This is a genomic window from Phenylobacterium sp., assembly GCF_046290725.1.
In the GTDB taxonomy this organism is placed as follows: Bacteria; Pseudomonadota; Alphaproteobacteria; order Caulobacterales; family Caulobacteraceae; genus Phenylobacterium.
The window spans coordinates 1135486-1158029 of record NZ_JBKBUH010000001.1 but is presented as its reverse complement, the minus strand read 5'-3'; the positions used below and the strand labels follow the sequence as shown (position 1 = coordinate 1158029).

The 22544-nt window shown below is 72.2% G+C and carries 24 protein-coding genes and 2 tRNA genes; 13 read left to right on the top strand and 13 right to left on the bottom strand.

Annotated elements, in window-relative coordinates; genetic code table 11:
• Positions 1-13 precede the first annotated feature (13 nt).
• Both ACK41C_RS06145 and acs read right to left on the bottom strand, forming a co-directional pair.
• Positions 14-997, bottom strand: coding sequence for a small ribosomal subunit Rsm22 family protein (locus tag ACK41C_RS06145; protein ID WP_409651567.1), 984 nt, complete (start codon positions 995-997; stop codon positions 14-16).
• Entirely contained in the window at positions 994-2931 is a 1938-nt protein-coding gene (gene acs, locus ACK41C_RS06140) for an acetate--CoA ligase (protein WP_409651565.1), read from the bottom strand. Before acs ends, ACK41C_RS06145 begins: the two co-directional genes overlap by 4 nt.
• 72 nt (positions 2932-3003) lie before the next feature.
• On the opposite strand from acs, the gene ACK41C_RS06135 reads away from it, so the two are divergent.
• Entirely contained in the window at positions 3004-3498 is a 495-nt protein-coding gene (locus tag ACK41C_RS06135; RefSeq protein WP_409651562.1) for a DUF2939 domain-containing protein, read from the top strand.
• Between the two features lie 74 nt (positions 3499-3572).
• Positions 3573-4331, top strand: coding sequence for a creatininase family protein (locus ACK41C_RS06130; RefSeq protein WP_409651559.1), 759 nt, complete (start codon positions 3573-3575; stop codon positions 4329-4331).
• 7 nt (positions 4332-4338) lie between these two features.
• On the opposite strand, the gene ACK41C_RS06125 is transcribed toward ACK41C_RS06130, so the two are convergent.
• From ACK41C_RS06125 to tsaD, 5 genes are all read right to left on the bottom strand, one after another.
• Complete coding sequence (locus tag ACK41C_RS06125) at positions 4339-5481, bottom strand: cell wall hydrolase (RefSeq protein WP_409651557.1); 1143 nt, start codon at positions 5479-5481, stop codon at positions 4339-4341.
• Between the two features lie 155 nt (positions 5482-5636).
• Positions 5637-6005, bottom strand: coding sequence for a Rieske (2Fe-2S) protein (locus tag ACK41C_RS06120; protein WP_409651555.1), 369 nt, complete (start codon positions 6003-6005; stop codon positions 5637-5639).
• Complete coding sequence (locus tag ACK41C_RS06115) at positions 6002-6289, bottom strand: YciI family protein (RefSeq protein WP_409651552.1); 288 nt, start codon at positions 6287-6289, stop codon at positions 6002-6004. Before ACK41C_RS06115 ends, ACK41C_RS06120 begins: the two co-directional genes overlap by 4 nt.
• A gap of 10 nt (positions 6290-6299) precedes the next feature.
• On the bottom strand, positions 6300-7289 hold the full coding sequence (locus tag ACK41C_RS06110; protein ID WP_409651550.1) for an NAD(P)H-dependent glycerol-3-phosphate dehydrogenase: 990 nt from the start codon (positions 7287-7289) through the stop codon (positions 6300-6302).
• The gene (tsaD, locus tag ACK41C_RS06105) at positions 7286-8377 is read right to left on the bottom strand and encodes a tRNA (adenosine(37)-N6)-threonylcarbamoyltransferase complex transferase subunit TsaD (protein ID WP_409651547.1); all 1092 of its coding nucleotides are present in this window, start codon (positions 8375-8377) and stop codon (positions 7286-7288) included. Before tsaD ends, ACK41C_RS06110 begins: the two co-directional genes overlap by 4 nt.
• A 72-nt stretch (positions 8378-8449) precedes the next feature.
• On the opposite strand from tsaD, the gene hemC reads away from it, so the two are divergent.
• From hemC to ACK41C_RS06075, 6 genes are all read left to right on the top strand, one after another.
• A complete protein-coding gene (gene hemC / locus ACK41C_RS06100) occupies positions 8450-9415 on the top strand; it encodes a hydroxymethylbilane synthase (RefSeq protein ID WP_409651544.1) in 966 nt (321 codons plus the stop codon).
• A gap of 65 nt (positions 9416-9480) precedes the next feature.
• Complete coding sequence (locus ACK41C_RS06095) at positions 9481-10185, top strand: uroporphyrinogen-III synthase (protein ID WP_409651542.1); 705 nt, start codon at positions 9481-9483, stop codon at positions 10183-10185.
• Complete coding sequence (locus ACK41C_RS06090; RefSeq protein WP_409651539.1) at positions 10182-11039, top strand: COG4223 family protein; 858 nt, start codon at positions 10182-10184, stop codon at positions 11037-11039. Before ACK41C_RS06095 ends, ACK41C_RS06090 begins: the two co-directional genes overlap by 4 nt.
• Positions 11036-12556, top strand: coding sequence for a heme biosynthesis HemY N-terminal domain-containing protein (locus ACK41C_RS06085; protein ID WP_409651537.1), 1521 nt, complete (start codon positions 11036-11038; stop codon positions 12554-12556). Before ACK41C_RS06090 ends, ACK41C_RS06085 begins: the two co-directional genes overlap by 4 nt.
• 40 nt (positions 12557-12596) lie before the next feature.
• Positions 12597-12672: transfer RNA gene (locus tag ACK41C_RS06080), tRNA-Thr, on the top strand.
• A 29-nt stretch (positions 12673-12701) separates the two neighbouring features.
• On the top strand, positions 12702-12989 hold the full coding sequence (locus ACK41C_RS06075; RefSeq protein ID WP_409651534.1) for a hypothetical protein: 288 nt from the start codon (positions 12702-12704) through the stop codon (positions 12987-12989).
• Here ACK41C_RS06075 and ACK41C_RS06070 read toward each other — a convergent pair.
• Positions 12986-13729: an SIR2 family NAD-dependent protein deacylase gene (locus ACK41C_RS06070; protein WP_409651531.1), complete on the bottom strand. Its 744-nt coding sequence runs from the start codon at positions 13727-13729 to the stop codon at positions 12986-12988. The two genes, ACK41C_RS06075 and ACK41C_RS06070, sit on opposite strands and share 4 nt — an antisense overlap.
• Before the next feature lie 155 nt (positions 13730-13884).
• Between ACK41C_RS06070 and ACK41C_RS06065 the strand changes: the two genes are divergently transcribed.
• Complete coding sequence (locus tag ACK41C_RS06065) at positions 13885-14358, top strand: chemotaxis protein CheW (RefSeq protein ID WP_409651529.1); 474 nt, start codon at positions 13885-13887, stop codon at positions 14356-14358.
• A gap of 40 nt (positions 14359-14398) precedes the next feature.
• Positions 14399-16660: a methyl-accepting chemotaxis protein gene (locus ACK41C_RS06060; protein ID WP_409651525.1), complete on the top strand. Its 2262-nt coding sequence runs from the start codon at positions 14399-14401 to the stop codon at positions 16658-16660.
• On the opposite strand, the gene ACK41C_RS06055 is transcribed toward ACK41C_RS06060, so the two are convergent.
• Together ACK41C_RS06055 and ACK41C_RS06050 are read right to left on the bottom strand one after the other, a co-directional pair.
• Complete coding sequence (locus ACK41C_RS06055) at positions 16657-16950, bottom strand: DUF167 family protein (RefSeq protein ID WP_409653936.1); 294 nt, start codon at positions 16948-16950, stop codon at positions 16657-16659. The two genes, ACK41C_RS06060 and ACK41C_RS06055, sit on opposite strands and share 4 nt — an antisense overlap.
• Positions 16947-17261: a YggT family protein gene (locus ACK41C_RS06050; protein WP_409651523.1), complete on the bottom strand. Its 315-nt coding sequence runs from the start codon at positions 17259-17261 to the stop codon at positions 16947-16949. Before ACK41C_RS06050 ends, ACK41C_RS06055 begins: the two co-directional genes overlap by 4 nt.
• Before the next feature lie 130 nt (positions 17262-17391).
• Here ACK41C_RS06050 and ACK41C_RS06045 point away from each other — a divergent pair.
• Positions 17392-17467: transfer RNA gene (locus tag ACK41C_RS06045), tRNA-Ala, on the top strand.
• A 238-nt stretch (positions 17468-17705) separates the two neighbouring features.
• Positions 17706-18407 (top strand): endonuclease/exonuclease/phosphatase family protein, encoded by a 702-nt coding sequence (locus ACK41C_RS06040; protein ID WP_409651520.1) that lies wholly within the window; start codon positions 17706-17708, stop codon positions 18405-18407.
• Positions 18408-18608: 201 nt separating this feature from the next.
• Here the strand turns inward: ACK41C_RS06040 and ACK41C_RS06035 are convergent, their stop codons facing one another.
• A complete protein-coding gene (locus tag ACK41C_RS06035) occupies positions 18609-18785 on the bottom strand; it encodes a YegP family protein (RefSeq protein WP_409651518.1) in 177 nt (58 codons plus the stop codon).
• Positions 18786-18942: 157 nt separating this feature from the next.
• On the opposite strand from ACK41C_RS06035, the gene ACK41C_RS06030 reads away from it, so the two are divergent.
• Positions 18943-19737 carry a metallophosphoesterase family protein gene (locus ACK41C_RS06030; protein ID WP_409651515.1) on the top strand — a complete coding sequence of 265 codons (795 nt, stop codon included), beginning with the start codon at positions 18943-18945 and terminating at the stop codon, positions 19735-19737.
• Here ACK41C_RS06030 and ACK41C_RS06025 read toward each other — a convergent pair.
• Together ACK41C_RS06025 and recQ are read right to left on the bottom strand one after the other, a co-directional pair.
• Positions 19734-20609 carry a DUF1206 domain-containing protein gene (locus ACK41C_RS06025; RefSeq protein ID WP_409651513.1) on the bottom strand — a complete coding sequence of 292 codons (876 nt, stop codon included), beginning with the start codon at positions 20607-20609 and terminating at the stop codon, positions 19734-19736. The genes ACK41C_RS06030 and ACK41C_RS06025 overlap by 4 nt on opposite strands.
• A 68-nt stretch (positions 20610-20677) precedes the next feature.
• The gene (gene recQ / locus ACK41C_RS06020; RefSeq protein ID WP_409651510.1) at positions 20678-22534 is read right to left on the bottom strand and encodes a DNA helicase RecQ; all 1857 of its coding nucleotides are present in this window, start codon (positions 22532-22534) and stop codon (positions 20678-20680) included.
• Positions 22535-22544: the final 10 nt, after the last annotated feature.

The following is a 22544-nucleotide window of genomic DNA, read 5'->3' as shown; positions in this document are numbered from 1 at the left end:
GCTTACGGGATTGTCATGCAGTGGGGAGCGCGCCGCCCCAGTCCAGGCGGCGGGCGGCGGCGTGGGCCGCCTTGTCCCGGCGGGCGACGAAGCGGGCGGCAAGCTCGCCCTCCGGCGTACAGAGCTTGAGCGTGATGCCGGGCTTGGCGGCGCGCGGGGGGCTAAGCACCCGGGGCGCAGGCGGCGCGACCCCGATTTGCGGGCGGGCGGCAGCCAGATAGGCGAACTTCTCGTCTTCGAACGGGGCGTCGCCCCCCTTAGCCAGGCGATGCTCGCGCGAGCGGGGCAGGCGCTGAGAGAAGTGGCACCAGTCCGGGGCGGCGACCGGGCAGGCGGCGGCGTGCGGGCAAGGCGCCAGCAGCGCAGCCCCCGCGGCGAGCACGGTTTCCCGCGCCTGCAGGATCCGTCGCCAGCCGTCCGGCGTGCCGGGTTCGACCAGCACCAACACCCCTTCGCAGGCGGTCCAGAGGGCCGAGACCACTTCGGCCTGCCGCGCGGGCGGAATCTCGGCCAGGGCGTAGCTGGCGACGACGAGGTCGGAGGTCGGCCAAACTCCCTGAGCGGTCAGGTCGCCCCGTAGCGCCTGCGCCCGCCGCAGGGGGTCGGGCCCATCCGCGGCCAGTCGGGCGGCAAGTTCGAGGAAAGCCGGATTGGAATCCAGTCGGGCGACGGCTTCGATCTGCGGCCAGGTCTCCAACGCCGCCCAGGCCGCGCCGCCAGGGCCCGCGCCCGCGTCGAGCAGGCTGCGGGGCGAGAAGGCCGGCGCGCGCAGCGCCGCCTCGGTCATGGCGCGAAGGCCCGCCGCATAGGTCGCCGGAAGCCGCGTCAGCGCGTAGGCCGCCGCGTCGGCTTCCGAGATCACCACGCCGGCCGACCCGCCGCCGGAGCGGTAGCGGGCCGATATGGCGCCGGCGCGCTCGGCCACGCCTTTGCGCGCCACGCCCTGGAGCAGGGCCTCGACCGCCTGGCGCAGGGCGGGCGGCAGGTCGGGGTTCACGCTCCCGAGCGGTTCTTTACGAGGTCGTCGACCACCGCCGGATCGGCGAGCGTGGTGGTGTCGCCGAGATTGGAGAGGTCGTTCTCGGCGATCTTGCGCAGGATACGGCGCATGATCTTGCCCGAGCGGGTCTTGGGCAGACCGGGCGCGAACTGCACCACGTCCGGCGCGGCGAAGGGGCCGATCTCCCGGCGCACCCAGCCCTTCAGCTCGGCCTGCAGGATGTCGGTGGGGACCACATCGGCCTTCAGGGTCACGAAGCAATAGACGCCCTGGCCCTTCACGTCGTGCGGATAGCCGACCACCGCCGCCTCGGCCACGTTCTCGTTGCCCACGAGGGCGCTCTCGATCTCGGCGGTGCCCAGGCGATGGCCGGAGACGTTGATCACGTCGTCCACCCGGCCGGTGATCCAGTAGTAGCCGTCCTCGTCCCGGCGGCAGCCGTCGCCGGTGAAGTACTTGCCGGGATAGGTGGTGAAATAGGTGCTGAAGAACCGCTCCGGGTCGCCATAGACCGTCCGCATCTGGCCGGGCCAGCTGTCGGTGATGCAGAGGTTGCCGCTGGTCGCGCCCTCAAGCACCTGGCCCTCGGCGTCGACCAGCTGGAACTTCACCCCCGGCAGCGGCATGGCGCAGGAGCCGGGCTTGGCCGGGGTGGCGCCGGGTAACGGCGAGGCGAGGCAGGCGCCGGTCTCGGTCTGCCAATAGGTGTCGACGATCGGGCAGCGGCCCTCGCCCACCACCCGGTGGTACCAGAGCCAGGCCTCGGGATTGATCGGCTCGCCCACGGTGCCCAGGAGGCGTAGCGACTTGCGGGAAGTCTTCTGCACCGGCTCCTCGCCCTCGCGCATCAGGGCCCGGATCGCGGTGGGCGCAGTGTAGAAGATCTCCACCTTGTGCTTGTCGACCACCTCCCAGAAGCGGGAGGTGGTGGGATAGTTGGGCACGCCCTCGAACATCAGGCTCGTGGCCGCATTGGCCAGCGGCCCATAGACCACATAGGAGTGGCCGGTCACCCAGCCCACATCGGCGGTGCACCAGAACACCTCGCCGGGCCGATAGTCGAAGACCAGCTCATGGGTGTGGGACGCCCAGACCAGATAGCCGCCGGTGGTGTGCAGCACGCCCTTCGGCTTTCCCGTGGAGCCGGAGGTGTAGAGGATGAACAGCGGATCCTCGGCGTTCATCGGCTCGGGCTCGCAGGTGTCGGCGACGCCCTGCTTCAGGTCGGAATAATAGGCGTCCCGCCCCTCGGTCATCGGAACCTCGGCCCGCGTGCGGCGCACCACGATCACGTCGGTCACGCCGGGACAGGCCGTCAGCGCCTCGTCCACATTGCGCTTCAGGGGGACGACCTTGCCGCCGCGCAGCCCCTCGTCGGCGGTGATGACGATCTTCGAGTCGCAGTCCTGGATGCGGCCGGCGATGGAGTCCGGCGAGAAGCCGCCGAAGATCACCGAGTGCACCGCTCCGATGCGCGCGCAGGCCAGCATGGCGATCGCCGCCTGCGGGATCATCGGCAGGTAGATCGTGACCCGATCGCCCTTCTTCACCCCCTTGGCCTTGAGCACATTGGCCATGCGGCAGGTCTCGGCGTGCAGCTCGCGATAGGTGAAGCTCGCCGTCTCGCCCTCGTCGCTCTCCCAAATGATCGCCGTCTGGTCGCCGCGGGTGGCCAGGTGCCGGTCCAGGCAGTTGACCGAGACGTTCAGCACGCCGTCGGCGTACCAGCGGATGCGGAAGTCCTCCTTGGCGAAGGAGACGTCCTTGATCTCGTTCGGCGGGGTCATCCAGTCCAGGCGGCCGGCGACCTTGCGCCAGTAACCTTCCGGATCGGCCTCGACCTCCCGGCAGGCCGCTTCATAACCGCGGGCGTCCATGTGCGCCCGCTCCGCCCATTCCTTCGGGACCGGAAAGACCTCGCCGTCGCTCACTGCGCGCACTCCCTCTCTGAACCGAAGGGAGTTATGCGGAGAGGCAGGGCGGGCGCAACCTCGGAGGCGAACATGATCAAGCTGCGGATGCTGGCGGCGGCGCTGCTCGCCCTGGGGGCGGCCGCCTGCGGCGACGTCGAGATTCGTCGCGAGGCGGCGCGCGACGTCCACGCCCTGCTGGACGCGGCCTATCGCAACGACCGCAAGACGTTCGGCGCCTATATCGACCGGCCGGCCCTGCGCGCCGACCTGGAGCGCCAGCTGCGCCACCAGGCCGAGCGAAAAGGCGTCGACCTCAGCCGTGGCGTGGATCCGCGCGCCCTGGACCGGATGATCGACCCCAGCGCCGTCCAGATCCAGGCCGCGCTGGGGCTGGGCGGGCGCAGCGTCCCCTCGCCGGATCGGATCGCCATGATGATGCGGGTCTCGCCCGAGGGGCGGGTCTGCCTCTTGGAACCCTCCATTCCGCCCGCCTGCGTGATGACCTTCGAGAAGCAGGGCGACCGTTGGCGGCTGGTGGCGGCGTCCGCCCCCAACATCCAGATCCGCACAGCGCCCCGGGGCTGAGGCCGCGGGGGTCCTTCCGCGCCGCCGCGGAATAGGTCAGGTTCCGGCAAACACCGTTTCAACCGGAATCGTGAATGCTCCTCCACCTCTCCACCTGGCAAGAAATCGAAGCCCATCTCCAGCGGTCGAAGGCGGTGGTCGTCCCCATCGGCTCCAACGAGCAGCACGGCCCTACCGGCCTGCTGGGCACCGACTGGCTCTGCCCGGAGATCATCGCCCACGAGGCCCAGGCGCAGAGCCCGGACCTGCTGGTGGCGCCGACCTTCAACATCGGCATGGCCCAGCACCACCTGGGCTTCCCCGGCACCATCTCGCTGCGGCCCTCCACCTTCATCGCGGCCATCGGCGACTGGGTGCGCTCGCTGGCCCGGCATGGCTTCGAGAAGATCTACTTCCTGAACGGCCACGGCGGAAACGTCGCCACCATCGAGGCCGCCTTCTCCGAGCTCTACGCCGAGGCGAGCTTCGCCGGCGTGGAGCGCGGCTTCGCCTGCAAGCTGAAGAACTGGTGGGAGCTGAAGGGCGTCACGGCGCTCGCCAACCGCCAGTTCCCGACGGGTCACGGCAGCCACGCCACCCCTTCCGAGATCGCCGTCACGCAATGGGCCTATCCGCAGGCCATCAAGACCGCGAACTACGCGCCGCAGATCGCGCCCACGGGTCCGATACGCGAAGCCGCCGACTTCCGCGCCCGCTATCCCGACGGCCGGATGGGCTCCGATCCCGCCCAGGCGACTCCGGAGAAGGGCGGGGAACTGGTGAAGGTCGCAGCCGAGGGCCTGATCGCGGACCTCGCCGAGTTCGCCGCCGAGCCGTTCCCGGTCAGGAGCTGACGGAACCTCAGAACCGGTTGTTCGGCATGGCGATGCGGGGCGGGCCGCTCTGCTTGGGCCGGCCGCGCCAGTCGAGATCGTCGGCCTTGACCAGGGCCTCGGCGTCGACGGCGGCTTCGGCCACGGTCAGGACTGGGGCCGGCGCTTCGGGTTCGGTCGCCGCGGGCGGGGCCTTCGGCGGCTCCACCGGAAGGATTTCAGCGAGCTTGGGCGCCGTCTCCGCCATTTCGATCTTCGGCGGCGCGGCCAGCCGGTCGAGGGCAGCGATCTGCAGGCCGTGGGTCTCCCGGCCCTCGTAGCGGTCGCCGAAGGCGCCGGGCAGGCCCGCCCCCCCGGTCCAGCGATAGAAGACGTGGCTGCCGACGCCGCCCACCTTCAGCAGGCCGGGGCTCCAGTACGGCGCGACATATTCCGCGTGATAGTGCGTGGCGTTGCCCACCTTCTTCATCACGTGGCCGTTCAGCGCCGCGACCGCGACTTCGCGCGCCCGCGCCCAGGCGGCCGGTTGCGGCGGCCGGTTCATCGAGCCGTCGCAGGTGAAGGAGAACTGGCAACCGGTCTTACGCTGCGAGCCCTGGAAGACCACGCCGCAGACCGATTTGGGGAAGGCCGGGTGCCGCACCCGGTTCAGCACCACCTGGGCGACGGCCCGCTGACCCTCCAGCGGCTCCCAGGCGGCTTCGTAATAGACGGCCGCGGCCAGGCAATCGACGGCGCGGGCCTCCTCCAGCACGCCGTGCGCCCGCAGTTTGAACGGCCGGGCGGAGGGATTCGGCCCCGAATGGACCGGATTGGCGGCGTTCCAGGCGATCGCCTGTTCGGGCGTCAGGTCCTGCAGGCGCAGGACGGCGGGTTCGGCTTCCAGAGTTGGGGCTTCGGCCGCCGGCAAGTCCGCCCGCAGGAACTCGCCCTCGGTGCGGGCGGCCACCGCCATCATGGCCGGGTCCATGCCGGCGGTGAGGTGGGTGAAGGCTTCGCCGTCGTAACCGCCGCGGGTCAGGCGGGCGATGCGGGCGGCGTCCTCCGGCGACAGGCGCGCGGCCCCGACGGCCGCGGCGGTGGTGAGCCCGCAGGCCAAGGCCGTGGCGCCGCCGACGGCGAGCGCCAGGGCGCGGGCGGAAATCTCTCTGCCGAACAGGCGCAGGGACACCGGCGACACCTCTCTGCCACGAGGCCCCCTCCGCGAAGGCGACCCGTTAACCAAAATCCGGCGCGACCGCCAGCCGGAAATCCCAGGTCCAGCGGCGCCGTTTCGGCACGCCGGGGCGCGCCGAGGGGATTGGTGAGCAGGAAATGCGCCCGGCCTCAGCTGGTGAGGATTCGGCCCTCGACGAGGGTCACCGGCCAGGGCGTCAGGCGTTCGTCGGCGCAGGGGCCGGCGACGCAGACCCCGTCCAGCGGGCGGAACAGGGCGGCATGGCCGCCGCAGAGGATGAGGTCGCCCTCCCGCGTCAGATAGCGGTCGTCGAGGGCCGCCAGAGGCCAGCCGGCGTGGGGACAGGAATCCACATAGCCGCGGATCGCCTCGCCTATGCGCACCACGAAGCCGGCGAACATCCATCGGTCCCGGCGGAAGCGAAAGCCCTTGGCGCCGGGATCGGCCAGGTCGGACAGGCGGCAGAGCTCGACTCCCGCCGGCGGCCGCGCGGGATTGTCGGGATCCTCCCGCCTCAAGCGAAAGCGCCGAGGGTCGGGCGGAAGGCCGTGATGTCGACTCGCTCGAAGAGCCCCGCCTTGCGATAGGGATCCTCGAGGCTGAACGCCTCCGCCTCAGCGAGGCTTTCGGCCTCGAAGAAGAGGATCGAACCGGCCATGTTCCCGGCTTCGTCGAGCATCGGGCCGGCCAGGCGCAGCCGATCGCGGAAGCCGCCGACATAGGCCAGGTGCGCCTCGCGATTGGCCATGCGCAGGGCCAGCGAGTCCGGCTTGTCGCGGCAGAAGAGGGCGAACACGGTCATCGAAGGGGTCCTATCGTTCGGAGCGTAACGGGCGGGCGAGGAGGCCGGCTATGGCCTCGGAAACCTCCGCCTCGCCGGCCAGGATGGCGGCGACCGCCTCGCAGATCGGCATGTCGACGCCGAGCCGCGCGGCGAGCTGGCGCACGGCCGGCGCCGAAGCCACGCCTTCGGCCACCGAGAGCTTTCCCGACAAAGCCTCCTGCAGGGTCTGGCCTGCGCCCAGCGCGAGGCCGACGCTCATATTGCGCGATTGCGGCGAGGAGCAGGTGAGCACCAGGTCGCCCAGGCCGCAAAGGCCGGCGGCGGTCTCCGCCTGTCCGCCCAGGGCCACCGCCAGCCGCGTCAGTTCGGCGAAACCGCGGGTGATGAGGGCCGCGTGGGCGCTGCGCCCCAGGCCCCGACCCTCGGAAATGCCGCAGGCGATGGCGAGTACGTTCTTCACCGCCCCGCCGACCTCGGCGCCGATCATGTCGTCGGCCAGATAAGGGCGGAAGCTGGGGGTGGCGATCGCTTCCGCAAGCCTGCGGCCGAGCTCCGCGTCGGGGGCCGCGAGCGTCACGGCGGTCGGCAGGCCGCGCACCACGTCGGCGGCGAAGCTGGGGCCGGAGAGCACCGAAGGCGCCGCCTGGGGCAAGGTCTCGACCAAGACCTCGGTCATGAGCTTCAGCGAGCCCTGCTCGATCCCCTTGGCGCAGAGCACGACGGGCAGGCCGGGCCGGACGTGCGGCGCGAAGGCGGCGAGCGTGCTGCGCAGGTGCTGGGCCGGCGCCACCGCCAGGACGAAGTCGCACCCCGCGAGTTCGGCGAGCTCGCCCGTCGCCTGCACCGCGGGGTCGAGCGCGACTCCGGGCAGGAACAGGGCGTTCTCGTGCCGGCTGTTCACCGCCTCGACCACCTCGGCTTCCCGCGCCCAGAGCCTGGCCGAAAGGCCGGCCCGCGCGCAGGTCTGGGCCAGAGCGGTGCCCCAGGCGCCGCCGCCGATCACACCCGCCGTCTTCATGCCTTGGCTCCCTTTCGCCCCGGAACGTGGGTCGGGTTGGACAACGCCGCAGCCGCGTCCAGCGGCCAGCGCGGCCGAGCCGGGGCGTCCAGCGGATCGGAAAGGCCGAGCGCCAGCCGCTCGGCGCCGGCCAGGGCGATCATGGCCGCATTGTCGGTGCAATAGGCGAGCGGCGGCGCGTCGAAGCTGAAGCCGCGCGCGGCGGCGGTCTCCTGCAGCCTCGCGCGAACGGCCTTGTTCGCCGCCACGCCGCCGGCGACCACGAAGCGCAGCGGCTGACCCGGATGCTCGGCGGCGTAGGCGGCCATGGCCCGGTCGGTGCGTTCGGCCAGTTGTCGGGCGATGGCGGCCTGGACCGAGGCCGCCAGGTTCCGCCGCTCGACCTCGCTTGTCAGGCCCTCCGCCTGGCGCGCCGCGGCGGTCTTCAGGCCGGAGAAGGAGAAGTCGCACCCCGCGCGGCCCAACAGGGCGCGCGGCAAGGCGAAGGACTCGGGATCGCCGCCCTCCGCCAAGGCCTCCAGAGCCGGACCGCCGGGATAGGGCAGGCCGAGCGTCTTGGCGATCTTGTCGAAGGCCTCGCCCGCGGCGTCGTCGATGGTGGAGCCCAGGCGCCGGCAGGCGCCGACGCCTTCCACCGCCAGGAGCTGGCAATGGCCGCCGGAGACCAGCAGCAGCAGGAAGGGATAGGGAATGTGCGCCGCCAGCCGCGCCGAGACGGCGTGTCCTTCCAGATGGTTCACCGCCACCAGCGGAAGCTCCCGGGCCAAGGCCACGGCCTTGCCGAAGGCGAGCCCCACCATGACGCCGCCGACCAGGCCCGGCCCCGCCGTCGCCGCCACGCCGGTGAGGTCGTCGTAGCCGAGGCCCGCCTCCTCCAGCGCGCGATTGGCGATGGCGTCGATGGTCTCCACGTGCGAGCGCGCGGCGATCTCGGGCACCACCCCGCCGTATGGGGCGTGTTCGGCCACCTGGGTCCCGACGATCGAGGACAGCACCTCCACCCGCCCTTCGGCGTCCAGGCGCACGACGGCCGCGGCGGTCTCGTCGCAGCTGGTCTCCAGGCCAAGGACGGTGTGGGCGATGCTCATGCGGTTGCGGGTTCCTGCCGGCTCCTGTAGCGGACGGGGGCCGTTTTCGTTCGCCGAGGTAGACTGCGCATCGTGCCCACGCAACCGCCCGTCCGGATCGGAGCCCGGGGCTCCAAGCTTTCCCTGGCCCAGGCGGGCATGATGCAGCGCCGGATCGCCGCCGCTCTCGGGGCCGATCCGGAGGACCCCCAGGCCGTGGAGGCCGCCGCCCCGCTGATCGTGATCACCACCAGCGGAGACCGCATCCAGGACCGGCGCCTGCTGGAGGTGGGCGGCAAGGGCCTGTTCACCAAGGAGATCGAGGAGGCGATGCTGGAAGGACGCATCGACTGCGCCATCCACTCCATGAAGGACATGCCCGCCGTCCTGCCGCCGGGGCTGTGCATCGCCGCCATTCCGGAGCGGGAAGACCCGCGCGACGCCTTCCTGAGCCGTGAGCCGGAACGGCTGGAGGACCTGGCCCAGGGCGCCGTCCTCGGCACCGCCTCACTGCGGCGGCAGGCCCAGGCCCTGCACCGGCGGCCCGACCTGGACGTGCGGATGCTGCGCGGCAATGTGGACACCAGGCTGGCCAAGCTCGCCGCGGGCGAGGCCGACGCCATCCTGCTGGCGGCCTCGGGCCTGAACCGGCTGGGCCTGGGACACCTGCCTAAGAGCTTCCTCGACCCCCTGGACTGCCCGCCGGCGCCCGGCCAGGGAGCGCTCGCCATCGAGACCCGGGTCGAAGACCGGGACGCGCCCTGGCTGGAGGCGGTCCGCCACGGACCCACCGCCCTGGCCGTGGCCGCCGAGCGCGGCGCACTGACCGCGCTGGAGGGCTCCTGCCGGACGGCGGTGGGCGCCTTCGCCCAGCTCGACGGTGCGGAGATCCGACTGGTGGTGGAGGCGCTCTCCGCCGACGGCCGCCACCGTTTCCGCCGGGAAGGCGCCGCCAGCCTGGCGGGCGCGGACCCGGAATCGGCGGCGCGGGAGCTCGGTCTGGCCCTGGGTGCGCAGGTCGCGGCCGAGGGCGGCGACCTGATCCTGCCGCCGGAATAGCTGTCGGCGGTTGATCCCCCGCCGCGCGGGCGGCAGGGTTGCGACAGCCAAGGTCCGCTTCCGCCATGCCCGCCTCCTCCAAGACCGTCTGGATCACGCGCGCCAGCCCAGGCGCCGAGGCGACGGCCGAGCGCGTGCGAGCCCTGGGTCATAGCCCCCTCGTGGCCCCGCTGCTGGCGGTCGAGATGGTTGCGGGGCCGGCGCCGGACCTGGCCGGCGTCGGCGCGCTCGCCTTCACCAGCGCCAACGGGGTGCGGGCGTTCGCCGAGCGCAGCGCCGACCGTTCCCCGCCGGTGTTCGCCGTGGGGGCCGCCACGGCCGCCGCGGCGCGGGCCGTAGGCTTTCGCCGGGTGCTCTCCGCCGACGGCGACGTGAAGGCGCTGGCCGAGGGGCTGATCGCGCGCAAGGGAGAGATCGCCGGCGCGGTGTTGCATCCGGGCGCCCGGGAGCCGGCCGGCGACCTGGTCGGCGCGCTGGCCGCGGCCGGCATGGAAGCCCGCCGCCTCGTGCTTTACGACACCGTCGCCGCACCGGCGCCGCAGGCGGCGCTCGACGCCCTGCCGGAGATAGACATCGCCCTGATCCACTCGCCCAAGGGCGCGAAGGCCTTGGCTGCGGTGCTGCGGAAGCATCCCGCCCCGCGCCTGCGGATCGTGGCCATCTCCAAGGCTGCGCTCGCGCCGCTCGCCCGGGCGCGGGTCGCGGCCAAGGCCTGCTCGCCCTTGCCCCTCGAAGCCGCCATGCTCAATCTGCTGGATCGAGACCCATGATCGACACGGCCGAACCCACCGCTCCACGCGATCCCGCCGCCTATGCTCCGCGAGGGCGAAAGCGCGGCCGCATCTGGGCCCTGGCCGCTTTCGGGGTGGTCTGCGTGGCCGCCGGCTACGGCGCCGGACGGCTGGGAGAAGGGCTGCTGCCGGCCCCGCCGCCCGCCCGTTCGCCCGTCGGCGGGTTCGAGGCCGCGCCGCCGGTCTCCGCCGCCCCGCCTGTCCCGCTCGCCGCACCGCTTCCGCCGGTCCCGGCCGAGCCGCCCGAGGGGGCGGCGGGGCTCTCCGAGCGGGTGCAGGCGCTGGAGGCGCGCCAGGCCGAGGTCGCCGGCGCGGCGGCCGCAGCGCTCGCCGCCAGCGCCCTCCTTGAAGCCGCTCAGACCTCCCGCCCCTTCGCCGCCGAACTGGCCTCGGTCGAGGCGCTCGCGCCGGGGGATCCGGAGATCGCCGCCCTGAAGCCGCACGCCGAGCGCGGCGTTCCCAGCCGCGCGGCGCTGGCCGCCAGCTTCCCCGGCTACGCCGCCCGCGCCGCCGCCGCGCGGGCGGGGGACGAGCCTGCGGGGCTGCTGGCGCGGCTGGGCCGGGCGCTCGGACGCATCGTCTCTCTGCGCCGCGTCGGCGAGGTGGCCGGCGACGGCCCCGACGCCCTGCTGGCCCGGGCCGAACTCAGCCTGGCCGACGGCGACCTCGCCGAGGCCCTGGCCAATCTCGACCGCCTGCCGCCCGAACGCCGCGCCGCCCTGGCGCCCTGGCGCGAGCGCGCGGAGGCGCGACTCGCCGTCGACGCCGGGGCCGCCCGGATGCGCGCCCGCGCCCTCGCCGACCTCGGCCGGATCGCTCGAGGCGGCTCATGATCCGTACACTGATCATCGTCATCCTGGCCGCGGCGCTGGGCGCGACGATCCTCGCCCTCGCCGGCGAGCCTGGGCGGGCGACGCTCGTCTGGCTAGGCTGGCGCGCCGACATGACCGCCACGGCCTTCGTGCTTGCGACCCTCGGCGCGGCCCTCGCGGCCATGCTGGCCTGGCGGCTGCTGATCTGGGCCGCCGAAGCGCCCGCGCGCGCCGCCCGCGCGCGCGAAGAGGCGCGCCGCCGGCAAGCGCAGGAGGTTCTGACCCGCGGCTTCCTGGCCGTCGCCGCCGGAGAAGGGTCGGAGGCGCGCCGCCTGGCGGCCAAGGCGGCCGAGCTGGCCGACGAGACGCCAGGCCTCGTGCGCGTGCTGGCCGCGCAGGCGGCGGAAGCCGCCGAGGACAAGGCTGCGATGCAGGCCGCCTATTCCGCCATGCTCGGCTTCCCCGAGATGCGGCAGGCCGGACGCCGCGGCCTGATGCAGCTCGCCTTCGCCCAAGGCGAGCGGGAGCTCGCCCTCAGTCATGCGGCCGAGGCCTATGCGCAAGGGCGCGGCGCGCGCTGGGCCTGGCGCGCCCTGTTCGAAGGCAAGCTGGAGGACCGTGACTGGAACGGCGCGCTGGAGCTGGTCCGCGGGGCGTTGGACCGCAAGATCGTCCCCCCGCTGGTCGCCGAGCGGGCCCGCGCCGCCCTGCTGGCCGCCAAGGCCGCCGAACTGGAAACCTCCGAAGGTCCCAAGGCTCCGGCCCAGGCGCTCGACCTGACCGTCGAGGCCGCCAAGCTGCAGCCCGGTTTCGCGCCTGGCGTGGTCATGGCCGCCCGCCTGCTAGCCGCCGACGGCAAGGCGGCCCGGGCGGCCCAGCTTATCGAGGAGGCCTGGAAGGCGGCCCCGCACCCCGCGCTCTGGCTGGCCTATCGCGACCTGCGCACCGATGAGACGCCGCGGGCCAGAAGCGAGCGCCTGGCGGGGCTCGCCGCGCTGAACCCCGAGGCCCGCGAGAGCCGGGTTCTCGCCGCCGAAGCCGCCCTGATCTCGGGCGACGCCGAGGCCGCCCGCAGGACGCTGTCGGCTCTGGATGGGGAGCCGGTCACAGCCCGGCTCGCCGGTCTGCGCGCGCGGGCCTGCTTCGCCGCCGGCGCCGCCGACGAGGCGCGGGTCTGGATGGCCCGCGGGGTCGGCGCCGCCCAGGAGCCCGACTGGTCGGACCTCGACCCCGAGGGCCGCGCCTTCGCCTACACCCCGGCCGACTGGGCGCGGCTGGCCGCCAGCTGGACCGAGTCCGGCGAGCTGATCCACCCCCGCCACGAGCGCCGCGAGCGGGGCTTGGGCGAATTGCCGGACCTGCCGCTCTCCTACGCCGACTCAGCAGCCCTGCTGGCGGCCCAGGAAGGCGCGCCCTATCCGGTCGATTCCGGCGTCTACGAAGACGACGATCCGCAAGGCCCGCCGCCCGCCGGACCCGCCCCGCGACGATCGCGACCGCGCCGGCGCTTGGCGAGCGCACAAAGAGCCGCTAAATAGGCGCTCCCTTGCGGGCGGCGACGCCCGCGAAAGCCTTCGGGCCGCCTTAGCTCAGCCGGTAGAGCGGCGCATTCGTAATGCGTAGGTCAGGTGTTCGAGTCACCTAGGCGGCACCACTTCTTCCCTCTTCACCGGCACCCCTGGCATGAGCGACGCGCCGCGGCCCCGCAAGATCCTGAGCCTGAAGAACCCGCCGGCCCGCCCGCTGGGGCCTGAGCCGCTGCGCCCCAAGGCCCAGCCCGCGCCGCCGCCTCCAGTCCAGCACGACTGGAAGTGCAAGCCCTGCGGGGCGGGCCTGTCGGTCCCCGCCGACCTGCCGGACGCCGAAGCGGTGCGCTGTCCCAACTGCAACGCCAGGCTTGGGACCGCCGGCGACTTCCGCGCCGATCCCCCGCCCGCGCGACTGCGGGCGCGTCCAGCCCGGCGCGGCTAGAGCCTCACCACCTCGCCCATTACAGGGCCGATCTCGTCGTGCACGACGATGTCGGCGAAGCGGTCCTGGTCGGTCGGCTCGCGGTTGACGATGGCGAGCCTCGCCCCCGACTGCCTGGCCAGCAGGGGAAAGCCCGCTGCGGGATAGACCACCAGCGAGGAGCCCAGCACCAGGAAGAGGTCGCAGGCGAGCGTTTCGGCCTCGGCCCGGGCCATCGGCTCCTCCGGCATGGGCTGACCGAAGGAGATGGTGGCGGACTTCACCAGGCCGCCGCACCAGCGGCAGACGGGGATCTCCTCGCGCTCCAGGAAGCCGGTCCGGAACTCCTCGAACTCGTACCTGTGACTGCAGACCAGGCAGCGGGCGTAGTGGGCGTTGCCGTGCAGCTCGATCACCTTGTCGTCCGGCACGCCGCTCTCCTGGTGCAGGTTGTCGACGTTCTGGGTGATCACCGCCGAGGCCTTGCCCGCCGCCACCAGCCGCGCGACCGCGAGATGACCGATGTTGGGCCGAGCGCCCGTCCAGCGCGCCGCGCCGGAATAGACCCGCCGCCAGGCTTCGCGCCGCTTCTCCTCGTCGGCCACGAAATCCTGGAAATAGATCGGCTTCATCTTGCTCCAGACCCCGCCGGGGCTGCGGAAGTCGGGCACGCCGCTCTCGGTGGAGACGCCCGCGCCGGTGAAGACCACGACGCGGCGCGCCGCCTCGATCGCCCGGGCCAGGCTTTGGCGGCCGCTCATGGGCCGGTGACGGCGCGAGGCGCCGCCTGGGGAGGTCGAACCGTTCGCATGACGCCGATGATGCCCCGCGCGCTCGCGAAGTCCAGCTTGGCCGCGTTAATCAGATGGAGCGGATTTGCCTCGAAGAATGAGCGCGACCCACTGGAGAACTCCCCATGGACGGCGCCTCTTCGCGCATTCCGCTTCCCGGCGCCGAGCTCATCTCGGTGCGCATCGGCGATCAGGCCTACGCCATAGACATCATGGCCGTGCGCGAGATCCGCGGCTGGAGCGCGGCCACGCCCCTGCCGCACGCCCCGCCGCACGTGCTGGGCATGATGAACCTGCGCGGGGCGATCCTGCCGGTCATCGACCTGGGCGCGCGCCTGGGGCTCGGCCCGGCCAACCCCAACGCCTCCTCGGTGGTCGTCGTGGCCCAGATCGGCGAGGCGCAGATGGGACTGGTGGTCGACGCCGTCTCCGACATCCTCACGGTCACCGAAGGGCTGATCCAGCGGCCGCCGGACGTGGGCAGCGCCGAATCGGCCGCCTATGTGGCCGGCGTCATGACCACCGACGCCGGGATCGTTTCGCTGCTCTCGCTCGATCACATCCTGCCGCCGGATATCGCCGCCGCAGCCGCGGCTTGATCCTCCGCCGCCGAGTCCTTGGGGAGGGACCGCCATAAACATGTTCTCGCGCCTGTCCGTCGCCTGGAAGCTGATGGTGGTCGCCGGCTGCGCCATCGGCGCCCTGCTGCTGGCCGCCGCCGTGTTCGTCGCCGTCCACGCCAGCACCCTGCTCCGGCAGGCGTCGGAGGAGAACGCCCGGGCGTTGGCCGGCCAGGCGGCCGCCGAGGTGGCCGGAGACCTGGGCCAGGTCCAGGGCCTGGTCCACGGCCTGGCGGCCACGATCGGCGCCGCCCACGAGGCGGGCGCGCGCGACCGTAAGCTGGTGGTGGAGATGCTCAAGCCCGCCGCCACAGCCTCGCCCGTGGTGCTGGGCGCGTGGTTCATGGAGGCGCCGGGCGCCTTCGACGGCCGCGGCGAGGCCTTCGTCGGCGACACCGCCTCGGGCTCGAACTCCAAGGGCGAATTCGTTCCCTACGTGGTCAGCGTCGACGGCCGGACGAGCCTGGAGCCGCTCGACACCGGAACCGATTACGAGCAGCCCTTCTACACGGCCACCGCTCGCAGCGGCAAAGGCGCCATCGTCGAGCCCTATCCCTACGAAGTGGGCGGCAAGACCGTGGCCATGACGTCGGTCACCATGCCGGTGATGTCGGGCGGACGGATGATCGGCGTGGCCGGCGTGGACCTGGCGCTGGACGACATCTCCGCCGAACTTTCAGCCATCCGCCCGTTCGGCGACGGCCATGTGATGCTGCTCTCACCCGAGCGGAACTGGGTCTCCCACCCCGACGCCGCGCTGCGGACCAAGCCCTACGCCGATCCGGGGGCCGACGCGGTCAAGGCGGTGCTCGAGGGCGGCGAGCCCGCCCTGCTGTCGGGCCTGAAGCTCTCTTCCGGGGTCATGGAGCGGCTGATCGCGCCGGCGCCCCTGCCGGGCCTCAATTCCACCTGGGCGGTGGTGATGGACGTGCCGACACACCACGTCACCGCGCCGGCCCGCAGCCTCGCCGTGGGCCTGGCGGTCGGCGGCGTGGCGATCCTCGGTCTTGTTCTGGCGGCCCTGCTGCTGGCCGCCGACCGGTTCGTGCGTCGTCCGCTGGCCGGGATCACCGCCTCGGTGGGCGAGCTGTCGGCGGGGCGCTACGACCAGCCGGTTCGCGGGGCTGCGAGCGGCGGCGAGGTGGGCGAGATCGCCCGCGCCCTGGAAGGGTTCCGCCACGGCCTGGCCGAGAACCGCGCCCTGCGCGCCGGCCAGGAGGCGGCCAATGCGACGGCCGAATCCGAGCGCCGGCGGGCCGAGGCCGAGCGGCTGGCCCACGCCGAGCAGCAGGCGAAGGTGGTCGAAACCCTCGCCCAAGGGCTGGAACGCCTGGCCCAGGGCGATCTGACCGCCCGCATCGAGGCCGAGGTCGGGCCGGAGTACGAGGCGGTGAAGCACGACTTCAACGTCGCCATGAGCCAGTTGCAGAACACCATGGGCTTGGTGGTGGGCGCGGCCGGCGGCATGAAGTCCGGCGCCGCCGAGATCGCCTCGGCCGCCGACGACCTGTCGCGCCGCACCGAGCAGCAGGCCGCAAGCCTCGAGGAGACCGCCGCGGCCCTGGACGAGATCACCGAGCGGGTGCGCCGCACCGCCGGCGGGGCCGGCCAGGCGCGTCGGGTGGTGGAGACCGCCGAGGCTGGCGCCGCCGGCAGCGCCGAGGTCGTGCGCCGCGCCGTGGCCGCCATGGGCGAGATCGAGGGTTCGTCCAAGCAGATCGGCCAGATCATCGGGGTGATCGACGAGATCGCCTTCCAGACCAACCTGCTGGCGCTCAACGCCGGGGTCGAGGCCGCCCGGGCCGGCGAGGCTGGCAAGGGCTTCGCCGTGGTCGCCCAGGAAGTGCGGGCTCTGGCCCAGCGCTCCGCTGAAGCCGCCAAGGAGATCAAGGCCCTGATCTCGGCCTCCTCCGATCAGGTGGCGCAAGGCGTCGACCTGGTTGCGCAGGCCGGCCAGGCCCTGCAGGCCATCGCCGCGCAGGTGTCGGAAATCAACGGCGTGGTGGCCGAGATCGCCGCCTCGGCGCAGGAGCAGGCCGCGGGCCTCGCCCAGGTGAACACCGCCGTCGCCCAGATGGACCAGGTGACCCAGCAGAACGCCGCCATGGTCGAGGAATCCACGGCCGCCAGCCACCGCCTGGAGACCGAGGCCGAGGACCTGGCGCAGCTGATCGCTCAATTCCGGACGGACGGGGCCGCCAGACCTGCCTCTCCGACGTCAGCCCGCAAGTCCGCCCTGCGGGTGGTCGGCGGCGCCGATAGGGATTGGGAAGAGTTCTAGGCTCCCGGCGGCGTCCCGAAGGCGGCGGCCAGGTCGGCCGGCTCCAGGCCTTCGATCTCCAGGGTCTTTAGCCGCGCGGTCTCGCCCGAGGCGATGCGCACCGCCGACTTCGGCCGTTTCAGCGCCTTGGCGACGAGCGCGGTAAGGGAAGCGTTGGCCGCGCCGTCCGCCGCGGCGGCGGCCACCCGCACCTTCAGGAACGGCCGGCCGGCCGGATCGGCGGCCCAGCCCTCCACCGCATCTCGCCCGCCGCGGGGCGTCACGCGAACGGCCAGGCGCAAGGCGCTCAGCCGAGGGTGATCAGCAGCCAGTTCCGTAAGCCCGGCAGAAGCGTCCGCTGCGCCACGGAGATCACGATGATCACGATGATCGGGCTGATGTCGATGCCGCCGAGCGAGGGAATGACCCGCTGAACCGGCGCCAGCACCGGCCGGGAAACCGCCTCCAGGAACCGGGCGACCTGATAGACGAACTGGTTGCGCAGGTTCACCACGTCGAACGCCACCAGCCACGACAGGATGGCGTTGGCGATCAGCACGAAGATCAGCAGGGAAAGCAGGGCGCTCAGCACGCCGAAGACGAAGAGGATGATGGAGGCCATGGTCCGGTCCGCTGGGGTCGGTCCGGTTCTAGCGGCCCAGGCGCGAGCCTGGCAAGGCGGGAGCCGGCGCCCGTGCGCGGTTCTGCGGCTTGACATCGCCCGCACGAGACCCCTATGTCCGCGCCTTCCTGGGGCCGTAGCTCAGTTGGTAGAGCGCCTCGTTCGCAATGAGGAGGTCAGGGGTTCGACTCCCCTCGGCTCCACCAGGAATCTTCCAAACTCTCCAACGGCCCACGCTTTTCAGTCCCTCACCGGAGCTTCGGAGCAGCGCTGTTGCGACTTCGCTTGTGACCAATGTCGTCCGACGTGGCTTGAGTCGCAGCGCCGCCTGCCCAGCCTGAATCAGCCCTCCGTTGCGCCTGGGCGTGCGGAGGGGAACGGCGGTTGGTTAGCCGGTCTGAAAGCTGCGCCGCCTATACCTGATCCCATTCGGCGGGGAGCGTGATGCGGCTGGTTTCCTGGAACGTGTGCGACGCCTTCAACCGCAAGTTCGGGCACTTGGAACGCCTCCGGCCCGACATCGCCGTCGTGCAGGAAGTGAGACCGGGATGCATCGATTTCGCCCGCCTGACCGACCGCGCCCTGTGGCTAGGCGACAGCGGCCAGAAGGGCTTGGCTGCGATTGGATATGGTGATTGGACGCTCGTCCCCGGGCCGGTCGTCTCGGAACGATGGTTCATTCCCGTCGTGGCCTCGAATGGGGTCGAGCGCGTCCACCTCGTGGCGGTGTGGCTCGACAGCTCCGCCGACTGCGGCGCGCCGACCTTACGTGCTCTCGACGCCCTGGAGCCCTTCCTTCGCGCCGCGCCGAGCTGCCTTGTGGGGGACTTCAATCAATGCGTGGCGCTGGACGCGCGCAAACCGAAGGGACGCAAGTTCGGCGACGTCCTCTCCCGGCTGGACGGACTTGGCATGTCGAGCGCCTGGCACACCGCCACGGGCGAGGCTCACGGCGAGGAAAGCCGCGCCACCCTCTATTGGAGGTGGAGCCTGGACCGCCCCTTCCACATCGATTTCGCGTTCGGGTCGCGGGAGATGAGGGTCCGTAAAGCTGAAATCGGAACCCATGAGCAGTATGTCGCGGGCGAGATGAGCGATCACGTGCCGCTGGTCGTGGATTACGAGATCACGCGGCGCAGCGTATAAGATTTTGCTCGGCGCCGCGGGGCAGCGCGAGCCAGGGTGAAGCAGCCAGAAAATCCTTTACTTTCAATCGGGCGTCGGAGGCGGATTGAACTCCCCTCCGCTCAGCCAATCTCGCCAAAGAGGTTGGTTCGCCCGGCGAGCCGCCCGGCCCGCGCGGCCGATCCCCTACGCCCGGTCCTCTGCGGCTTGCGACGCTTCGGCCTAGCTGTTGTCTTCCGTCGGCGCGTCGGGACCGTTCTTCTTGATGCTCTCGATGGCGTTGAGCGCGGAGGACTTGGACGTGTAGCCTTCGGTCGAGAAGATCACTTCGCTGTTGTACTTGAAGCGCACGCGGAACTCGCCCGCCTTGTCCTCGTAGATTTCGAACTTGTGGGCCATCGCCCGCCTCCTCGATCTGGTCCGCCCCTCGGAAAGCAGGCTTCACCATGGCGGGGGGCGGGGTCAAGGCGCCTACAGGCCGCTCGGCCTTCCCGCTCCCGCGTTGCCGCGCCGGACCCGGCGGCCTATCCTGGCGCGCAAGGCTCGAAAAATCTCCGTGTTCGACAAGCTCTTCCTCCGCAAGAAGGCCCACAGGCGCCCGCCGCCCACGACCGGCGGCCGGCTGGTCTATGCGGTGGGCGACATCCACGGGCGGCTCGACCTGCTCAATCCGCTGATCGAGACCATCGTCGCCGACGCCGTGAGCCTGCGGCCGCAGCGCAAACCCCTGCTGGTCTTCCTCGGCGACTATGTGGACCGCGGCCCGGCCTCGGCTGGGGTGGTGGAGCGGATCCTGAAGCTTTCGTACAAGCCGGCCTTCGAGGTCCGCACCCTGAAGGGCAATCACGAGGAGGCCCTGCTGCAGTTCCTCGAGGACCCTGAGTTCGGCCAGACCTGGGCCACCCACGGGGGCCTGGCGACGCTGGCCGCCTATGGCGTGCAGGCGCCGGCGGGGCGGCTCGACGCCGACGGCTGGCGCCGTGCGTCCGAGGCCTTCGGCGCCGCCCTTCCGGCCAGCCACCGCGCCTTCTACAAGAGCCTGGAGCTGACGGTGGAGGCTGGCGACTACCTCTTCGTCCATGCGGGCGTGCGCCCGGGCGTGCCGCTGAACGCCCAGGCCGAGCGCGACCTTTTGTGGATTCGCGGCGAATTCCTGGACGCCGCCGGCCCCTTCGACAAGGTGGTGGTGCACGGCCACACCCCCATGGAAGAGCCGCAGATTCTGGATCACCGCCTGGGCCTGGACACCGGCGCCTACGCCACCGGCGTACTGACGGCCGTCCGCCTCTATGGCGAGGAGCGCAAGATCCTGCAGGCTCGCGACAGCCGCGCGGCCGCCGCGGCGGCTTAAGGGTTGACCGCCTCTTCGATCTGCAGCCGGCGGTAGCGGGCCTCCACCAGGGCGAACAGCCCAAAAGCCGCCAGGCCGAGCGCCACGCCGGCCAACAGCGCGCCGCCGAAGGGTTGGGCCTCCAGCGCCTGCAAGGCGCCGCCGAGGCCCGTGGCTTCTTCGGTGCGGGCGCCGAACCCCGCCCGGAAGAAGAAGACCCCGAGCGGGAGGAAGGCGATTCCCCGCGCGAAATAGCCGATCCGGCCCGCCCAGACGGCCCACCGCCTCGGGTGTCCGCGCGTGGTCAGCCGCTTGCCGAAGTCGCGCACGAACGCCTGGACGATATTGCCCACGCCTGCGCCAAAGACGAACAGCCCAAGGCCCATCACCCAGAGCTCGCCGCCGGGCGCGTCGAGGAGGGCGCGCACGCTCTCCTGGGTCTTCGCGCGGTCGTCGGCCTCGCCCAGATCTTCCGCAGCGTCGAGCAGGGCGAAGACGGATACCGCCATGGATCCATAGACGACGCCGCTGATCGCCTGGCCCAGGCGATTGGCCAGGGCCTTGGCGGAGCGGCCCTGGCCGTCGGCGTCGAACACCGACTGCAAGGCGCGCCAACCGGCGAAGCCGTAGAGGCCGAGCCCCGTCAGCCACAGGAGCGCCTGCCCGAACGGCCAGTCGCCCAGCGCCTCGAGGGCGGCCAGCGCCCCTTCGGCCCGAGGGACGCGATCAAGCGCCGCTGCCAGAGCCACGGCGCCGATACAGAGATAGACCACCCCTCGGGCCGCATAGCCCAGCCGGCTCGCGGCCTCGGCGAGCGTACTGAACGGGGCGCGCCGGAGGTCTTCGGCGAAGCGGCTAAGGGAGCGGGGCGGGTCGAGGGCGGGCGCGGTCACAGGAGCCTCTGCAAGCGGGACCGCTGCGCAACGGCGAGCTTCGGCTGCGGTTCCGCTTGCGCCGCGCTCTAAGCGTCCGCCGACCGCAGGACCGCCAGCACCGCCTCGCCGTAGCGGGCGAGCTTGCCTTCGCCCACCCCGGCGACGCCGCCGAGCTCGGGCAAGCCGCCCGGTTTGCGCGCGGCGATCTCGGCCAGGGTGCGGTCGTGGAAGATCACATAGGGCGGCACGTGCTGACGGTGCGCTTCGTCCCGGCGCCAGGCGCGCAGAGCCTCGAACACCGGCTGGTCGTGGGGCGCCAGCTGAGGCGCGGCCTCGCGCCCGCGGCGGGCCCGGCGCGGGCGCTCCGGCTCGTCGAGGGCCTTGCGCAGGGCCACGCGCCGCTCGCCGCGATAGACCGCTTTCACCTCCGAGAGGTCGCCCAGGCCGATCAGCGGGCGGCCGTCGTTCGGGTCCTCCCGCAGGAGGCCGTCGAACAGCAGCTGGTCGATCAGGTCCCGCCAGGCCTGGGGCGAGAGGTCCTGCCCGATCCCGAAGGTCGAAAGCCCCGCCTCGAAGGCGGAAGGGTCCTTGGTCTTGCCCAGAAGGTGGTCGGCCAGCCGCCCGCGGCCGTAGCGGCCGCCCAGGCGGTGGACGGCCGAGAGCGCCTTCTGCGCCGCCTCGGTGGCGTCGACGGTCTCGATGGTCCCCAGGCAGATGTCGCACTGGCCGCAGGGGGCCACGCCCTCCTCGCCGAAATAGCGGCGGACCGCGGCGGCGCGGCAGGCGGTCCCGTCCAGCATGGCGTAGAGCTGGCGCACCTTGCGCATCTGGACCTGCTTGACGGCGTCGTCCACCTCCCGCCCGTCGATCCGGCGGAAGGCCCAGGCCATGTCGGCGGCGCCGTAGAGGGTGATCCCCTCGGCCGGATCGCCGTCGCGCCCCGCGCGGCCGATCTCCTGCCAATAGGCCTCGATGGAGGCGGGCGGATCGGCGTGGATCACGAAGCGCACGTCGGGCTTGTCCACCCCCATGCCGAAGGCGATGGTCGCCACCATCACCGCGGCGTCGGCTTCCAGGAAGGTCTCCAGGCGCTCGGCGCGGACGGCCTTATCGAGGCCCGCATGATAGGCCTGGGCCGGCACGCCCGCCTCGCGCAGCGCTTCGGCCAGCTTCTCCGTACCCTCGCGGGAGCCGGCATAGACCACGCCGGAACGGTCGGGCCGGGCCTTCACCAACTCCACCACCCGCCGGTGATTGTTTCCGCGCTTGCGCTCGGCGGCCAGGGCCAGCTCCGGCCGGGCGAAGCTCGCCACGAACTCGGCGCAGCCTTCCAGCCGAAGCTCCCCGCGGATGTCGTCGCGCGTACGGCTGTCGGCGGTGGCGGTCACCGCCAGGCGCGGGACGTCCGGGAAGATATCGGCCAAGCGGCCGAGCATGCGGTACTCGGGGCGGAAGTCGTGGCCCCATTGGCTGACGCAGTGGGCCTCGTCGATGGCGATCAGGGAAAGCGGCGTGCGCCGCAGCCGGTCGAGCATGGCCGGCTGCATCAGCCCCTCGGGCGAAAGGTACAGCAGGTCGAGCTCGCCGCGCTCGATCCGCTCCCAGGTCTCCGCCCGCTCCCAGGCCTCTCCGGTGGAATCGAGCCGCGCGGCGGCGACGCCGGACTGCTGCAGGCCCGCCACCTGGTCGGCCATCAGAGCGATCAGCGGCGAGATCACCAGGCCCAGCCCCGGACGCATCATGGCCGGAATCTGGTAGCAGACGCTCTTGCCGCCGCCGGTGGGCAGCACGGCGAGCGCGCTGCGGCCGGCCAGGACTTCAGCGATCACCTCGGCCTGGCGGCCGCGGAAGTCGGCATGGCCAAAGGTGCGCCGCAGGATCTCGCGCGCGCGGCCGAGCTCGTCGTCGGCCAGGAGGCCGGTGCGGGCGGGCGAAGCGGTCATGGGCCGCTAT

What these genes read in the sequence shown, in the direction of transcription:
- ACK41C_RS06135 (WP_409651562.1), top strand. Translation starts at nt 3,004, where the DNA reads ATGATCAAGCTGCGGATGCTGGCGGCGGCGCTGCTCGCCCTGGGGGCG.
- ACK41C_RS06130 (WP_409651559.1), top strand. Translation starts at nt 3,573, where the DNA reads ATGCTCCTCCACCTCTCCACCTGGCAAGAAATCGAAGCCCATCTCCAG.
- ACK41C_RS06115 (WP_409651552.1), bottom strand. Translation starts at nt 6,289, where the DNA reads ATGACCGTGTTCGCCCTCTTCTGCCGCGACAAGCCGGACTCGCTGGCC.
- ACK41C_RS06110 (WP_409651550.1), bottom strand. Translation starts at nt 7,289, where the DNA reads ATGAAGACGGCGGGTGTGATCGGCGGCGGCGCCTGGGGCACCGCTCTG.
- tsaD (WP_409651547.1), bottom strand. Translation starts at nt 8,377, where the DNA reads ATGAGCATCGCCCACACCGTCCTTGGCCTGGAGACCAGCTGCGACGAG.
- ACK41C_RS06095 (WP_409651542.1), top strand. Translation starts at nt 9,481, where the DNA reads ATGCCCGCCTCCTCCAAGACCGTCTGGATCACGCGCGCCAGCCCAGGC.
- ACK41C_RS06090 (WP_409651539.1), top strand. Translation starts at nt 10,182, where the DNA reads ATGATCGACACGGCCGAACCCACCGCTCCACGCGATCCCGCCGCCTAT.
- ACK41C_RS06085 (WP_409651537.1), top strand. Translation starts at nt 11,036, where the DNA reads ATGATCCGTACACTGATCATCGTCATCCTGGCCGCGGCGCTGGGCGCG.
- ACK41C_RS06075 (WP_409651534.1), top strand. Translation starts at nt 12,702, where the DNA reads ATGAGCGACGCGCCGCGGCCCCGCAAGATCCTGAGCCTGAAGAACCCG.
- ACK41C_RS06070 (WP_409651531.1), bottom strand. Translation starts at nt 13,729, where the DNA reads ATGAGCGGCCGCCAAAGCCTGGCCCGGGCGATCGAGGCGGCGCGCCGC.
- ACK41C_RS06065 (WP_409651529.1), top strand. Translation starts at nt 13,885, where the DNA reads ATGGACGGCGCCTCTTCGCGCATTCCGCTTCCCGGCGCCGAGCTCATC.
- ACK41C_RS06060 (WP_409651525.1), top strand. Translation starts at nt 14,399, where the DNA reads ATGTTCTCGCGCCTGTCCGTCGCCTGGAAGCTGATGGTGGTCGCCGGC.
- ACK41C_RS06050 (WP_409651523.1), bottom strand. Translation starts at nt 17,261, where the DNA reads ATGGCCTCCATCATCCTCTTCGTCTTCGGCGTGCTGAGCGCCCTGCTT.
- ACK41C_RS06040 (WP_409651520.1), top strand. Translation starts at nt 17,706, where the DNA reads ATGCGGCTGGTTTCCTGGAACGTGTGCGACGCCTTCAACCGCAAGTTC.
- ACK41C_RS06035 (WP_409651518.1), bottom strand. Translation starts at nt 18,785, where the DNA reads ATGGCCCACAAGTTCGAAATCTACGAGGACAAGGCGGGCGAGTTCCGC.
- recQ (WP_409651510.1), bottom strand. Translation starts at nt 22,534, where the DNA reads ATGACCGCTTCGCCCGCCCGCACCGGCCTCCTGGCCGACGACGAGCTC.